14 protein-coding genes and 1 pseudogene are annotated in these 14,543 nt (G+C 43.6%); 6 read left to right on the top strand and 9 right to left on the bottom strand.

The genetic code is table 11. The annotated features are described in order from the left end of the window. Positions 1-209 precede the first annotated feature (209 nt). Positions 210-1,001: pseudogene (locus KHN79_RS19455) on the bottom strand (PhzF family phenazine biosynthesis protein). Positions 1,002-1,153: 152 nt separating this feature from the next. After that, positions 1,154-1,495: a winged helix-turn-helix domain-containing protein gene (locus tag KHN79_RS19450; protein ID WP_182009058.1), complete on the bottom strand. Its 342-nt coding sequence runs from the start codon at positions 1,493-1,495 to the stop codon at positions 1,154-1,156. A 227-nt stretch (positions 1,496-1,722) separates the two neighbouring features. On the opposite strand from KHN79_RS19450, the gene KHN79_RS19445 reads away from it, so the two are divergent. Next, a complete protein-coding gene (locus KHN79_RS19445) occupies positions 1,723-3,183 on the top strand; it encodes a methyl-accepting chemotaxis protein (protein WP_182009059.1) in 1,461 nt (486 codons plus the stop codon). A gap of 1 nt (position 3,184) precedes the next feature. After that, positions 3,185-3,607 (top strand): hypothetical protein, encoded by a 423-nt coding sequence (locus tag KHN79_RS19440; protein ID WP_182009060.1) that lies wholly within the window; start codon positions 3,185-3,187, stop codon positions 3,605-3,607. A gap of 74 nt (positions 3,608-3,681) precedes the next feature. On the opposite strand, the gene KHN79_RS19435 is transcribed toward KHN79_RS19440, so the two are convergent. From KHN79_RS19435 to KHN79_RS19425, 3 genes are all read right to left on the bottom strand, one after another. Next, entirely contained in the window at positions 3,682-4,026 is a 345-nt protein-coding gene (locus tag KHN79_RS19435) for a YajD family HNH nuclease (RefSeq protein WP_182009061.1), read from the bottom strand. A gap of 94 nt (positions 4,027-4,120) precedes the next feature. Next, positions 4,121-4,828 carry a hypothetical protein gene (locus KHN79_RS19430; RefSeq protein ID WP_182009062.1) on the bottom strand — a complete coding sequence of 236 codons (708 nt, stop codon included), beginning with the start codon at positions 4,826-4,828 and terminating at the stop codon, positions 4,121-4,123. A gap of 69 nt (positions 4,829-4,897) precedes the next feature. Beyond that, positions 4,898-5,227 carry a helix-turn-helix transcriptional regulator gene (locus tag KHN79_RS19425; protein ID WP_182009063.1) on the bottom strand — a complete coding sequence of 110 codons (330 nt, stop codon included), beginning with the start codon at positions 5,225-5,227 and terminating at the stop codon, positions 4,898-4,900. 146 nt (positions 5,228-5,373) lie between these two features. Here KHN79_RS19425 and KHN79_RS19420 point away from each other — a divergent pair, with 146 nt between their 5' ends. From KHN79_RS19420 to KHN79_RS19410, 3 genes are all read left to right on the top strand, one after another. Next, the gene (locus KHN79_RS19420; RefSeq protein WP_182009064.1) at positions 5,374-5,685 is read left to right on the top strand and encodes a hypothetical protein; all 312 of its coding nucleotides are present in this window, start codon (positions 5,374-5,376) and stop codon (positions 5,683-5,685) included. Between the two features lie 709 nt (positions 5,686-6,394). Further along, complete coding sequence (locus KHN79_RS19415) at positions 6,395-7,552, top strand: aromatic amino acid transport family protein (RefSeq protein ID WP_182009065.1); 1,158 nt, start codon at positions 6,395-6,397, stop codon at positions 7,550-7,552. A 226-nt stretch (positions 7,553-7,778) separates the two neighbouring features. Beyond that, positions 7,779-8,129, top strand: a complete 351-nt coding sequence (locus KHN79_RS19410; RefSeq protein ID WP_182009066.1) for a hypothetical protein — start codon at positions 7,779-7,781, stop codon at positions 8,127-8,129. A gap of 93 nt (positions 8,130-8,222) precedes the next feature. Here the strand turns inward: KHN79_RS19410 and KHN79_RS19405 are convergent, their stop codons facing one another. From KHN79_RS19405 to KHN79_RS19390, 4 genes are all read right to left on the bottom strand, one after another. Continuing rightward, positions 8,223-10,094 (bottom strand): methyl-accepting chemotaxis protein, encoded by a 1,872-nt coding sequence (locus tag KHN79_RS19405; protein ID WP_182009067.1) that lies wholly within the window; start codon positions 10,092-10,094, stop codon positions 8,223-8,225. A 405-nt stretch (positions 10,095-10,499) separates the two neighbouring features. Continuing rightward, a complete protein-coding gene (locus tag KHN79_RS19400) occupies positions 10,500-11,864 on the bottom strand; it encodes a YjiH family protein (protein WP_182009068.1) in 1,365 nt (454 codons plus the stop codon). Positions 11,865-12,408: 544 nt separating this feature from the next. Then, positions 12,409-13,071, bottom strand: coding sequence for a YoaK family protein (locus KHN79_RS19395; RefSeq protein WP_182009069.1), 663 nt, complete (start codon positions 13,069-13,071; stop codon positions 12,409-12,411). 223 nt (positions 13,072-13,294) lie between these two features. Further along, positions 13,295-13,702, bottom strand: coding sequence for a GFA family protein (locus tag KHN79_RS19390; protein WP_182009070.1), 408 nt, complete (start codon positions 13,700-13,702; stop codon positions 13,295-13,297). A 211-nt stretch (positions 13,703-13,913) separates the two neighbouring features. On the opposite strand from KHN79_RS19390, the gene KHN79_RS19385 reads away from it, so the two are divergent. Continuing rightward, complete coding sequence (locus KHN79_RS19385; protein ID WP_182009071.1) at positions 13,914-14,540, top strand: hypothetical protein; 627 nt, start codon at positions 13,914-13,916, stop codon at positions 14,538-14,540. Positions 14,541-14,543 lie beyond the last annotated feature (3 nt).

The raw sequence follows: 14,543 nt of genomic DNA, 5'->3' as shown, positions 1-14,543 counted from the left end.
GGTTGTCTAAGTAACCTCACACTTGCGGCAAAGTTCCAATACAGCTTAGCATGTTATAGCTAAACACTTCTTTTTAGATAGAAAGACTTAGAGCGTGATCGGGCATTTTCGCCGGTCGTTGCATCTTGGGGTGTTTTGGAGATGACCGCTAAGGTTGGAAAGCCCAACTGCGCTGGGCTCAGCTTTGAATCGGGTAGCGAGGTTGTGTATTAGACGAAAATTTTCCCTTTCATATACAGTACACCATCTCCGGAAACTTTAACGCTATCTTCGTTTACGTCACAGTGTAAAATGCCACCGCGCGCTGAAGCCTGGTATGCGATAAGTGAGTCTTTACCAAGCTCTTCCGCCCAAAATGGCGCAAGCCCTGCATGAATAGAGCCTGTAACAGGATCTTCATCACCACCATTGGCAGGCCAGAAGTAACGCGAGAAAAAATCGTACTCAGAACCTTGTGCTGTGACGACAACATCGTAAGGCGCAAGTTGTTTAAGCTGTTCAGAACGGTATTCAACTTCCAGCACCGCTTGTTGGCTGTCTAACACAACAAAGTAAGCTTGCGGGCTTATTAGTACGCGATCGACTTTACAGTTCAGTCCTTCAATCAGTGCTCTTGGGACTTCTGTAACGGGCTTAGGTGGTCTGGCAGGGAAGGTCATTTCTATCTTACCTTCTGAATTCTTTACCACGGTCAGTTTACCGACTTTCAAAGTATGGAATTCGATACTGCCTTTCACATTGAGTTACTCGAAAAGAACCTTGGATGAAGCCAGTGTCGCGTGACCACAAAAGTCGATTTCAGTTAGTGGTGAGAACCAGCGAATCTCGTATTGATTCTGGCCGACTTGCTTAATAAATGCAGTCTCAGACAGATTGTTCTCTGTGGCGATGTTTTGCATGAGCTCTGGCGCAAGCCACTCAGTAAGGGGAACGACAGCGGCTGAGTTGCCTTTAAACTGTATATCTGTAAATGCGTCAACTACGTAAATATCTAATTCCATCTCATTTTCCTTGTCTTTTGTGAGCTCTGCCGGACTAGCATAAATGAATTACGTAAGAAAAGAGTATGAAAGCCAATAAAAACGCGTTTTGTGTAAGAAAGGCGTTTGTTGTGATTATTGCGTTGATACTTCCAGTCAACCCACAAGGACAGTTATTTGAAAAGATCAGAAAACTCCTTGTTGAAGTTATCTAATGTCTCACGTTGAATCCGGTAACAAACCTTGGGCGGATTTGGCTCCGCAGTGATGAATCCAGCTTGTTTGAGAATACGCAGGTGTTCCGAAACGGTGGATTGAGCAAGACCAAGCTCAGACACCAAGTCACTGTTCAGGCATCCACCCATGGTGTCCAGCGTATGAAGGATATGTAGAATGCGTAAACGCGCAGGGTGCGACAAGGCTTTTGCTTGTGCCGCTAACATCTTTTCAGTTTCCAGCTGCTGTTGATTGGTCTCAAAAGAAACCTGGCCGTTAGTGTCGCACTTATCGCTCATGGTTTGGTCTTTATAGTTAATCGTCGAATTGCGATTCATTCTATTTGGTACACACCAGTTAGACAAGAGTTGCCGGGCATTTCATGTATAGGGAATCTGTCTCGGTTTTTGCCAAATAAACACTTAAGTTTATTGTGGTCTTGCCGATATCTGGATATCGCAATCTGCTCATGCATTATAAAAACAAACCATAGTCTTAACAGATAGATTATGAAGAGGTAGCAAAAATGAATTTTGGACGCATGCTTACTTTTAAACAAAAAACTTACCTGATAGCAGGTCCCTTAGCTGCTTTAACATTTGTGTATTTTATAAAATACGGATTTTCGACGGCTGATTTCATTGTTGCCTTGATACTGCTCGCCGCTGTTTCTGTTCTTAATTCTCAGCCTTTTCGTTCGGTAATACCTTATCTAATGTATGGCTTTGTGGCTTTACATATTCATCAGGCATACGGCGATGAGATGATGCACTTTGAAGTATTTATCTTACTTGGTCTGATGACTTTGTATAACGACTGGGTAATGGTGCTGCACACTCTGATTGCTGCGGCTATTCATCATGTCGCGTTTTACTTTTTGCAAACGTCTGGTTTGCCAGTTTATGCGTATCCGCCGGGTTCAAGTTTCTCGATGGTTATTCAACACTGCTTGTATGCGATTTTCCAGGCGAGCGTCTCTATTTATGGCTCGCTTACACAAGCGAACAGTACACGTAAAATGGAATACGTCACCAAGTCGGTTGAGCAGTTGGTTCAGGAAGATAAGCTGGATTTAAACATTGAGCTAAAAACTGGGGATGAGTTTTACATCCGATTCAACAGCTTAATAACTCAGTTGCGCCATATGGTAACGGTACAAAAACAAGCGATAAGTGGATTAGAGCATGTTGCCCAAAACTTAGTTACTAATGTTTCGGCTGTTGACCAAGAGGTGTCGCAAAATGCAGCGAATGCCGAGATGGTTGCAACAGCGATAGAGCAGCTCAGTAGCTCATTCAGCATTATGTCGACGACAGCACAAACTTGTAGTGAGAATACGCAATATGCCAGTGACCTGACCAATAATGCGTTAGAAAAATCATCAAGTTGCCAAATGGTTCTTGAGTCCCTGAAAAATACGGTGAGTAACACTAGGGAGAATGTAGAAGACGTATCTAAAGATACAGAAAACATTCATCAGATACTGCAAACCATCACGGGAATCTCAGAGCAAACAAACCTTCTAGCGCTTAATGCCTCTATAGAAGCTGCCCGTGCTGGCGAAGCGGGGCGCGGTTTTGCTGTTGTGGCTGATGAAGTACGCCACCTGGCGACACGCACTCATACCTGTGTAGAGGAGATTAACAAGTCGCTCTCAGCGTTGGATCAGAACATTAAGTTGTCGACTAAAAATATTTCCAGTGTGATTGAGCAGTCAGATAATGTCGTTGGCTCAGTCAGCGAGATCATGGACATGACACAGCAAATCTCGACCAATATTTCACAGGTAAACGATCAGATGTACCTGGTCTCAACCTCTGTTGATGAGCAGTCTGGTGCGTTAAATCAGATTACCGATACCATGTCCGGCGTTAATGCATCTTCTGGTGTTATCGCTCAGCAATCTGAGAGTCAGAAGAATTCGGTTAGTGAACTTTCTGAGGCAATTAAAGAGCTGAATTCTGTCAGTAGTCGTTTCGTGGTTTAGCATGATTAAAAAGATTATTGCTTTTATTGTTCTGTTTGGGCTCGGGTACTGGTTACCCGACATCCTCAATCTTGACAAGAAAATGGAGTTTGCAGATGCCGCTGTAGATCCAACACTGTTTGAGTGTGAAATTCGCAGTAAACGTTGTTCAAGTGGTGGGTTTGATTTTGAGTTAATTGACGGGAGCTTTACTGCCTTAGAAAGAACGACCTTTACTTTGCAGTATCAGGGCAAGCCAGTCAGCGGCGATATTCTAGTTACCTCTGATGACCAGTTAATAGGAACATTAATCAGCCAAGTGAACGTCAATGACCAGGCTGAACGTCAGGTGCTAATCCCATACTGCGGTAATCCGATAATGAAGATTATTGTGATAGACGCGCAAAGTAACAAAGGGGTAATCATTACCCCACAGGTTAGCTAAAGTGCATTGAGATTAGGGTCAACAGACCCTGGTCAGATTCATCAAGCGCGGAGAAAATCTCTGATCGTTTCGAATCACTTCTTCATCATTTTTGCTAAATCAGCAAATGGGTTATAGGTTGCGCCTTGATGCTCATCTTCTCCGGGTTTTATCTCACTCCCGTAGCGCTCATGTTCCAGGTACTTACTGTGTTCGTTATCGTGGCAATAAAGACATAATAACTCCCAGTTACTGCCATCTTCCGGATTATTGGTGTGGTCATGATCTTTGTGGTGAACCGTTAATTCACGCAGATTTGAGTATACAAACTCACGGGCACACCTTCCGCATACCCAGGGATAGAGTTTGAGCGCTTTCTCTCGATAACCGGCTTCTTTGCGTGCGTAACTGGCACTGGTTCCGTAGTAGTCTGATGCCATGTTGGTAACCTTATGTATTTTTGAGTTCAGATGCTAACACGAGCACAATTTGGAAAATATGACCAAGGTTAAATCTCGTGATTTCTAGGTTAACCTAGAGAGGTGGTTCGACAACCACATATTTATGCTGATCTCTTAATGGTAAAAACCAGGTGTTCTGGTACTGGAAGTAAGTTTGCCCGTTAACGACCACGGTTTTCTTACTGCTTGGGAGAGTGTCGACAATTTCTCCTTTTGCATAGGGGCTGGTTAAGGCAGGATTCGAACTTGTTGAACTCGTCGTACCCGACGACGTTAGCGCAATATTATTGCTGTCTATGATGGTGTAGTTACCCGCTGGCGGGTTTTGCACATACACATAGCGGTCTCCGCTTTTCTGGTAGTAGGCATCGTTAATAATCGCGTATGTTATCCCTGCGAAAATAGCGAATGTGGCGATATCGACTAAGTCCCGGTGGTAGAAGTAGTAATGACCGCGATACGGTGGGTACCGATATCCGCTACTCACGCTGATATAAGTCGTATGATGGTGTGGCGGACGCACAACAACCGGAGGAGGGCGGTGATAACTTGGTGGTCTGTGACTAGGTGGCCGGTGATAACCAGGCGGACGATGTTGGGTTGGTGGCCGTTGTTGAGGTCTGTTGGGTCTGGTAACAGGCCTGGTATGGTGACTATTACCGGGCTGAATTATCGGACGGACAGCAGGCTCGTGATGTGGTTTCGCCGTTACTGTAACCACGCTTGTAAGAGAAAATACTAGGGTTGCAATAACCCATCTGATGGTTGAGCCAGTTTTCATGAAACGCCTCCGTTACGTATTGGAGAACAGGTGTACTCACACATCACTAATTATAACAGGGCATCATACTTAGGAAGTGTTTTTACGTTCTTCAAGTACCAGTGATAAAAGGCGGACGAGTAAGGCTTGTGCCTCTGGTGATAGCACTCTGGCAATAGTCGCTAGGTCGTTTTCAGTCACGTACTCCACATCTCTGATATCCAGAGAAATATCAAGGTCAGTTAAGTTAAGTGATCTCAAAATAGCGCGGTATTGTGAAAGCTTGAGGTCTGATTCACCTCGCTCGATTCTCTGATAAGTTTTAACGCTCATACCCGCCATCTGGGCGACTTGCTCACGGGATAAACCATGCTCTTTTCGTCTTTTAATCAACGCTTCGATAATAGGATCGATATGCATAGTCCCTCCAGACTGGACTGTTTTGACCTAAATAGGGCAAGAAATGGACCAGTTTAACCAGATGCACTTTACCCTTTGTCCAAATAGGGTTAAGAATGGCGACCCTAAAAAATAAATAAAAATACTTTCAGTTGGTTATAAATAATATGGAAAATGATCAGTCGCATTATGCAATAGCGAGTGAGAAATCTATTCGCAAATTGCAACGCATTTTAGACAGGCTAATAAGTGAAATCGTTGATAAGCAGCGTCATTCAATACAAAGCACAGCGGCTTTGACCCGCGAGTCTCAACTTCGGTTGATGAATTACAAAGAGCTGTACCTGCACCGTGATTCGATAGGTGAAGAAGAACTAATGAAGCTCTATGAAAACATGAGTGTTGTTGAAAAAGAAATTGCTGATGAAGGCATTTCAGCACTGACATTCATAATAGAAGCATTGGATAAGATGTACTAAGCATCAATATGATACCAGCTGACAAAAACACTATCGTTTGTAAAGTGAAGCTATAAAAAGGAAAGAATATAAATGCTGGGGAACCACACCCAGCATTTCGACACTGAATTACCAAATTTTCGAACCGTAATTCAATGCTTAGAGGTATGTGAACCGAATAATGTCGGTACGCAGCGAATAATAACGATATTGTTCGAACTAGGCTACGCCATTGGAATCTAACGCCTTCTTATAAGTTGTAAAGTAATCTGTACACCTGCTTGGGGTTGTACAATAATTATTCAACTTTGTAATTCAGTGTAACGTCGTGTCTCTGGTGAAATTAGCAACACATCTGTAGAAGCATTGTTAATTTCCTAAAATATATGGCTACAAACCTTAGCTTTTACTTTTCAATCCTCCTAGTTATGCCTTACAATCTCGTCGAACCAAACCTATTCGGGCTACGGATGGGTGATTGATGAGTACGATGGATGATTTTGCTTCGAACCCAAAATTATGACATCCCATCGATCAAAATATCGTCCAGAAAGGATCTCCTAAATGCTTATGGCCATTAGAGTTAGTTCTCTTTTGTTCAATGCATTGTATTGCCAAATTTCGGCTCTTTGCGTCTGAAATTCGGCAAGTAGGGGGCTTTTTGTTGTTTGCACTTTGGACTGAGTGCAGCAGGCGAAACAAAAACGGATTGAATTTAGAGGTATTAACCGTGAATCTAAAACTTGTCGGCAGCTCCCTGATCGTTGCAGGTACTGCTCTTGGCGCCGGTATGCTTGCTATACCTATGGTGCTCGCTCAATTTGGCCTCCTGTGGGGCACTCTTCTTATGCTGTTCATCTGGGCCGGAACCACTTACGCGGCACTGCTTCTTCTTGAAGCAAGCTGTAAAGTCGGTGGAGGCGTTAGCATGAACGCCATTGCCCGCGAAACGCTTGGTAAAGGTGGCCAGTTAGTCACGAATGGCTTGCTTTATGCTCTGCTTGTTTGTCTTCTTATGGCTTACATTATCGGCGCTGGCGACCTCGTTCAAAAGGTGACTGCATCCGTCGGGATTCCAGCTTCAACTGTATCAAGCCAGGTTGGTTTTACTCTTTTGGTTGGCATCATTGTTTCAGCCGGTACTGGCGTTGTTGATAAGCTAAATCGTGTTTTGTTCATTGGTATGATCATTGCGCTTGTTTTCACTCTTTTTGCCCTTATGCCAAGCGTAACCTTTGAAGGCTTGGATGAAGTCGTAAGTAACGACAAAGTGGCTCTGATTAAGACCAGTTCTGTTCTGTTTACGAGCTTTGGTTTTATGGTGGTGATTCCTTCTTTGGTAACGTATAACAAAGAAGCGACGAAAACTCAGCTGCGTAATATGATCATTGTCGGTTCAACCATTCCTCTTGTTTGTTACCTGTTGTGGCTACTGGCGGTGGTGGGGAACTTACCTCCACATGAGCTAGTGCAGTACTCAAACGTTACCGAGCTGATTACAGTTCTAGGGCAGAAGTACTCTGGCCTTGAGTTTATTCTGTCAATGTTTACCGGCCTTGCATTGTTGACGTCTTTCTTGGGCGTAGCGATGGCATTGTACGATCAAAACGCAGATTTACTTCAAGCGAGCAAGCCAGTGGTATTCGTGACTACGTTTGTATTGCCTTTATTAGGGGCGGTATTTGCTCCGGAGCACTTCTTAGCGATTCTTAGCTATGCAGGAATTATTCTGGTGTTCCTTGCGGTATTTGTTCCGCTATCGATGACGATGAAAGTGCGCCGTGTACCTGTTGAAGATAACACTATCTATGAGGCTGGTGGCGGTGTAGTCGGAATCAGCATGATGTTTCTGTTTGGCTGCTTCTTGCTGGTAGCTCAAGCGGTATAAAGTAAATTTAGTTTGTCAGAGAGCCGCGCAGGTTGATCCTGTGCGGCTTTTTTATTGGTCTTACCGCATTGGAACTGAAATCACGCTCGTGCGCTATCTCTCTGACATATCACTGATATAGAAAAGAAAGTTTGACGGTTTGGTGAAAATCCTTAGCAATGGACTGACAAGAGCTCGGCATGCACTTCCTATGATGTAGATGATAATTTCGACAAGAGGAACTGTTGTGCCAAAACAATTATCCTATGCCATGGCTGGCGTTATGCTGTCGTTAGGTGTGTTTAGTGCCGACGTGGCGGCTCATCCAAAACACAAGCACGGCCACAAACGCGATCATCATCAGCATTATGACGAAGAGTATGCGCATCACCACAAGCGTAAACACAAACACAAGCATAAACATCGGGAAGTAATAGTGGTGGAATCAAGACCTCCGAGGCATCACTACTACTACCGTGATCGGGTTCCGAGTAATAGCGTGTTTGTCCAAATTGGTAATTTGATCTATTTAAAAGTTGATGACCACTTTTATCGTCGTTCTAACGACCGCTATGTTCACGTCGACTTAAAGCTATAGTCAGATGCATTCTACTGATTAAGGCGTTATAACCTTTAGCAGAAATAAAAACAGCGAGCTAGGCTCGCTGTTATTCGTTTTTATCGGATAGCTTTAGACGGTAAAACGATTGAGTATCTCGTCTTGCTTGCTGACATGTCCCTGCTGAACTTGCATAGCCTCGTTAGTCATATTTGCAGAGTCAGCAACCTGAGTAGACAGGTCTTTAATGTTGACCGTGTTACTGTTAATTTCTTCTGCAACCAGGCTTTGTTCTTCTGCCGCAGATGCAATCTGTAAGTTCATGTCTGAGATACGCTGGATTGCGTCACGGATGCGCTGAAGGGCATTATTAGCAAACTCGGCTTTCTCTACCGCTTCTACGGCATTACCTTTACTTTGATGCATAGCATTGGCTACGGATGCAGCACCTGACTGGAGCTGTTCAATCATGCTGCGAATCTCTGTGGTTGACTCTTGAGTACGTTGAGCCAGCGTACGTACTTCATCAGCAACGACAGCGAAACCACGGCCAGATTCACCCGCTCGAGCGGCTTCTATCGCAGCGTTAAGTGCAAGCAGGTTAGTTTGGTCTGCGATGTCATTAATCACTTTAAGGATCGTTTCGATGTTCGCAGTTGCTGACTCAAGAACCTGAACTTCTTCGACAGCAAGATCAATACTGTCTGAAAGAAGGTTAATGGTCTGAGTTGATTCGCTTACTACCGATGATCCTTCAACTGTTGCTTGATCAGCCTCTTTTGCAGCACTAGCTGCGCCTTGGGCGTTATTCGCTACTTCTGTGGCCGTCACCGACATCTCATGCATCGCTGTCGCTAACTGCTCCAGTTCCTGTAGCTGCGTTTGTGTGGCGCTGGCTGAGTCTTCTGCTCCCTTCGCAGTCATTTGTGTGCCGTTAAGGATTTGGTCAGAAATACTTTTCGATTCAATTATCTGATGTTGCAGGTTTTCAATGAACGTATTGAAATTTTTCGCTAGCTCAGAAAACTCAGGATCGGTGTTAGTCTCCAGGCGGCGCGTAAGATCGCCTTTTCCGGATGCAACATCCTTAATTGCGTTGTTGAGTGTATCCAGCGGACGCATCAACGTGCGAATCAGCAGAGTCAGAGCAATGATTGACGCAATAACCGCAATGATAGAATAGATGATTGCGCTGTTACGTAATTGAGCGACTTCTGCGTAGGCGACGTTTTCGTCGATCACTGCACCCAGATACCAGTCTTCACCCGGAATATGTGTCAGGCTCGCCATATATGGCTTGTTATCAAGTTCGAATTCCTGAGTCGAACTCTCTAGAGCGATTTGTGGGAGGTATTGGCTTAGATTCTCGCCATGGAAACTACTATCAGGGTGAGCAATCGTTGTTCCGTCAGAGGATACAAGAAACAGGTAACCAGCATCAAACAGGTTTACCTGGTTAACCAACTCAGACAAAGCAGTCAGTTCTAAGTCGTAAAACATAGCTGCCTGGAACTTACCATTCGTTTTAACTGGGGTTCCGACAGAGATGATCACCTTTTTAGATGAAGCATCAACATATGGTGCGGTCACGACCAGATCACCTTTGTTTTTGGCATCGATATACCAAGGACGCTGACGAGGATCGTAACTTGCGTCAGGTTCCCATCCATCGTCATTCTCGATAACAATACCGTTGCTTTCATATCCCAGACCAATTGCAATGTAACTGGATTTAAGGGTTGGGGTTTCAACGATATCTCGTACATAGTCTTGGTCGTTAGAATTAAGCTCAATGACCTGAGTTGTCGCACGAGCGAGGTCCTTCTTCGCATTCATTTCTGCTTGAAGGGTGTTTCTTACACTGCTTAAGAGTTCCTGGACGCTGGTTTCAATATGCGCTTTAGTTTGGGAACGAATCGTCAATACCTGATTAATAGATAGTAGTGACACGGTGATGAGCAGCAAGATTGAAGAAGCGGTTACAACTTTATGCCTGAATTTCATGAATTCTCCTCTGAGTCTTCCTTTGGCTTCACTCCGTTTTACCTCTTATGTCTTGGGTAAATTATGGGAAAAGAAACCGTTTGCTTTTGGTTTGTATTTTTATCGGCAACTCGGGTTAAATCTTGAAGTGAAGCATGCTCTTTTTTTGAATAAAAATATCGTCTAGTGATGTCCTGATTTAGGGAAAGAAGTAGGGTGGAGTTTTAATGCTTTTATATTAGTTAGTTAGCAAGAGATGATTTTTAAAGCTGGTGATTTCTATGCAGGTCTGATGAGTAGAAATTGGAGATCTAAGTCTGTTAGTTGCTGCCAATAGAGCCGGCTATTTTAAAGAAAATCGAAGAGGGATTAAGACGGAAAACAAAAAGGCTCCGCAGTTGCGGAGCCTTTGTAATCGATCTGCTATCAGAAGATGAGGTGTGCTACACCTGCAATCACTGGTAGTGTGATAAGCGTACGCAGAATGAAGATAACAAACAGTTCTACGATGTTTACCGGAATTTTACTACCAAGTAGAAGTGCACCAACTTCAGACATGTAGATAAGCTGTGTTACTGACATTGCTGCAACTACAAATCGAGTCATTTCATTGTCGATTGACGCCGCCAGAATTGCCGGGATGAACATGTCCGCAAAGCCCACTACAATCGTTTTAGACGCTGCTACAGCCTCAGGAATTTGCAGTAGTTCTAGGTATGGAATAAACGGCTGACCCAGAATTTCAAATACTGGTGTGTATTCTGCAATTACCAGAGCAACAGTACCCAGACCCATAACGACAGGCAGTACGCCGAATACCATATCAATCGCGTTGTGAACGCCTTCTTTGAATACTGACTGGAACGAAGTCACTTCTGATGCGCGTTTCAGTGCTAAATCCATACCCCATGAGAAGGTAGTATGACCTTCTGGTACTGCATCTGCATCTTTTTCAGGTTTGCTGCCATCAATAAAGCGGTCTTTCTTCAGGCTTAGTGGTGGTAAGCGAGGAATAATTACTGCAGCAACAACACCAGCAAGACAGATAGTGCCGTAAAACGGTAGGAACAGGTGTTCAAGCTGAACCTGAGCGATAACCACTAGACTAAAAGTAATCGATACTGCTGAGAAGGTAGTACCAACGACAGCCGCTTCACGCTGGGTATAAAACTTGTTTTCGTACTGCTTGCTGGTCAGAAGGATACCAACGCTGCCGTCACCTAACCAAGATGCCATACAGTCAATCGCACTACGTCCTGGTAGATTGAATACTGGGCGCATAACTTTACTTAGAAGTGCACCAAACAGCTCTAACAGACCAAAGTTAAGTAATAGTGGAAGCAGTAGGCCAGCAAAGATGAAAACTGCAAATAGTGTCGGAAGTAGCCCTGTTAAAACCAGGCCACCTGTGTTCTCTTCCCATATTGCTTTTGGACCAATCTCGAAGAAAGTCATTACAACCGCAGCTGCGCCGATCAGGCGAACGATCAACCATAGCGGAGAAGGATTGAACAGACCGTTAAGGAAACCATTTCGAAGGATCGCAGCAGGCTTAAAAATTTTGCAAAGAACAGAAGCGACAGCCATGAAAGCGATGATACCGGTAATAATGGCAATGAGTGCGTCGCCCAATACCGCAGGAATGACTTTAGCCATTACCGCAACCGGAATAGTAAGGTCGCCATCGTATGAGATAGGCGCCATGAAAAGCAAAAGGCCAATCAGGGATGGAATCAAGAACATCCAGAAGTTGCCTTTAGGTGCTTCGGTAGCATTAGTATTATTGTGCATAGTTGTCTCGTGTTACTACTAGTCAATATACGTCATATTTCATGACATAAATATTCACTAAACATCCGTATTTAATCGCAGATTGCGAGATTACCCGCAAACTACATCCGTTGCAATACTATTCATTAAATACATTTAAATATTCAGTCTATTTGTCGGCAAATGGTCCGAATAAAGTAATTCTGTATACGAATATGTTGCTCGTGTTAGAGAATTGTATCATTAAATGAAAACTATGAAGACAAATATGGGAAGCAGTGTGATTAGAATAGTAAAAACTCAAAAAAGTGTGACTTACATCTCGTGATGATTGGTGGTTTTTTCAACATTACACTCTCATAGAGTAGGGGTATATCACTTACCTATGGTAGGTTGTTATCCGGAAAGCACGTTGTACATAAAGCCGGAAGAGAACTTTTATTCACCTAGATTGATGAAAAAAAGAGCTAAGCAATGTATTCACCGAAGACGGGTGATACCTTGCTTAGCCTTCGTTATGCTGGTTAATATTAGAGTTGTTATTATAACTTTTTGTTTAGTATGTTTATTTCTGGTTAATTTTGAACAGGTATATCCAATAAATAAAAGCAGTACCAAAGGCTAGCAGTGCCGGGAATATTAACGTGTGCAGCCCGTACACAGTAAAGAGTGCCGTACCTCCGACACCGCCTAACAAAAAGCCGCAAAAGATAAATAAAAATAGCTTGGCCTTACGTCGGTCAAACTGACGGCCTCTTAAGCTTTCGCCAATCATAATTCCGAGATCGGTGATGATGCCGGTCATGTGGGTTGTTCTTATTACAGCGCCGCTGAATGTCGTGATCATGGCGTTCTGTAGACCACAAGCCGCCGAAGCCAGATATTGTCCGTAGACATTACCCTGTACCAAAAAGCCCAGACTCAACAGAAGTAAGCTACCTTCAATACAGAGTGCGACACCGTAGCGGCGTCCAAGCTTCAGTGCACTGCTTTCAATAAAGAAACCGCTGAACGCAGCGCCAATCAAAAAGCTGAATACGATCAAAAGCAGGTGAATCGAATTATCGACACCCGTTAGTAAGCTGTTCCCTAGCTGAGTTACGGTTCCGGAAATGTGTGATATTGCCTGGTGTTGAAAGCCGAGAAGACCGACGGCATTGACGCAACCAGCGAGAAGAGCCAGTAGAAATGCGCCATACTCCACCCAGCGAGGAAGTCTGGAAATCACAATAAAACCTCAATTAATTTCAGCAGCAGATTATAGCGCCCAGACAGATATACGAAACCCTTTACTATAAAACTGGGTTGATCATTCTCAAAGAAAAGCCAAATAAGTCGTGTAGTTATCTTATATCTCCGGTATGTGGTTCTAGATATTAGAGTCGAAATACATTTGACGACCAGTACAATTTTTTTGATACGTCATTATGAGCCAAATAAAAATATAGAAATTAATTAATATGCTCCATAGTGCATTCGAAACTCACCCAGCCATGCTTTCTTTCCTCGTAAACTGAAACGGTAGGATTGTGAAACTCTTTGTCACCAAATAGTCCGATTGGTATCACTATGATTTCAGGTGCAGCAGCCAGTGCTAAACGCATGGTCGTCCCACAGGCAGGGCAGAATTCGTATCTGACTTCATTTCCGTCATCACTGATTCTTGTGTAGCTGACCACGTCACCATCTAAGATGACATCTTGTTTGATAAAGCGTGCTTGTACACCAAACACACTGCCAGTTCGTTTTTGACATTCGAAGCAGTGGCAAATGGATGTACGTATTGGCTCACTTTTACAGCGAAGTTGCACCAAACCGCAAGCACATTCGCATGAATGGATTATGTTTGTCTTCGGCATCGTCATTTCTTTTCAATTTCCCAAAAATCAGTTTAGGACATTTCTACTTGCTATACCCTATAGCAGATATCTGCGGGGCTTCGAACATTGGCCTGTCTCTAAACTTAAGTCATTTTGACTGAGTCCAGTATCTTGAGGTTATTTGGGATAACGGTTATTTGGGGATATACTCCGTGCGCAATATAGAGAACATAATAACAAGGAAGTCTTCATGGCCCGTAATCGGATTTTGCCTATTCCACTTATCCTCCTAATCCCTGTCGTACTGTTAGTGGTCGTGATTGTTGCCGGTATTTACCGGTTCAGCCTCTCCGATGATGAAATAATGGCCAAATTTCCTCGCAGTGAAGTGCAGTCTGATTCTATTGTTGCACAGGTTTTGAATATTCAGTCTTCTAACCCCTGGACCATTCAAGTGCCAGAGCAAAACGCAGTAAGTTTTCTGGATGAATGGGATAAAGAGCTTGGTTATTTGGTCGGTAATTACGATGCGGGTGCGACCAAAGGTAAGATTTTACTGCCTACAAAGTTCATTGCGCAGCGCGAGATTAACCAAGAGTATTGGATTGTCGCTCCAATGATCGTGACTACGCAGGGCACAGGATCATTTTATTATGTTGGTCTGTTCAAATTTGATGCGGTTCCCAGCAGAGTGATACTACTGGACAGTGTTTTTATTGGTGATCGTGTAGAACTTAACCAATTACAGTGGCGAGATGATACAAATATTGAGATTTCTTATCTAATACATGGTGTTAACCAGTCTATGGCTGACACGCCAAATCAATTGCATAATGCAATGCTTACGCGTGTAGGGCATTTCTTACATATGCAATAGAGA

This window comes from Vibrio sp. B1FLJ16, assembly GCF_905175385.1.
GTDB lineage: Bacteria > Pseudomonadota > Gammaproteobacteria > Enterobacterales > Vibrionaceae > Vibrio.
Note: the sequence above shows the minus strand (reverse complement) of the source record. Positions and strands in the feature narration are given on the sequence as shown.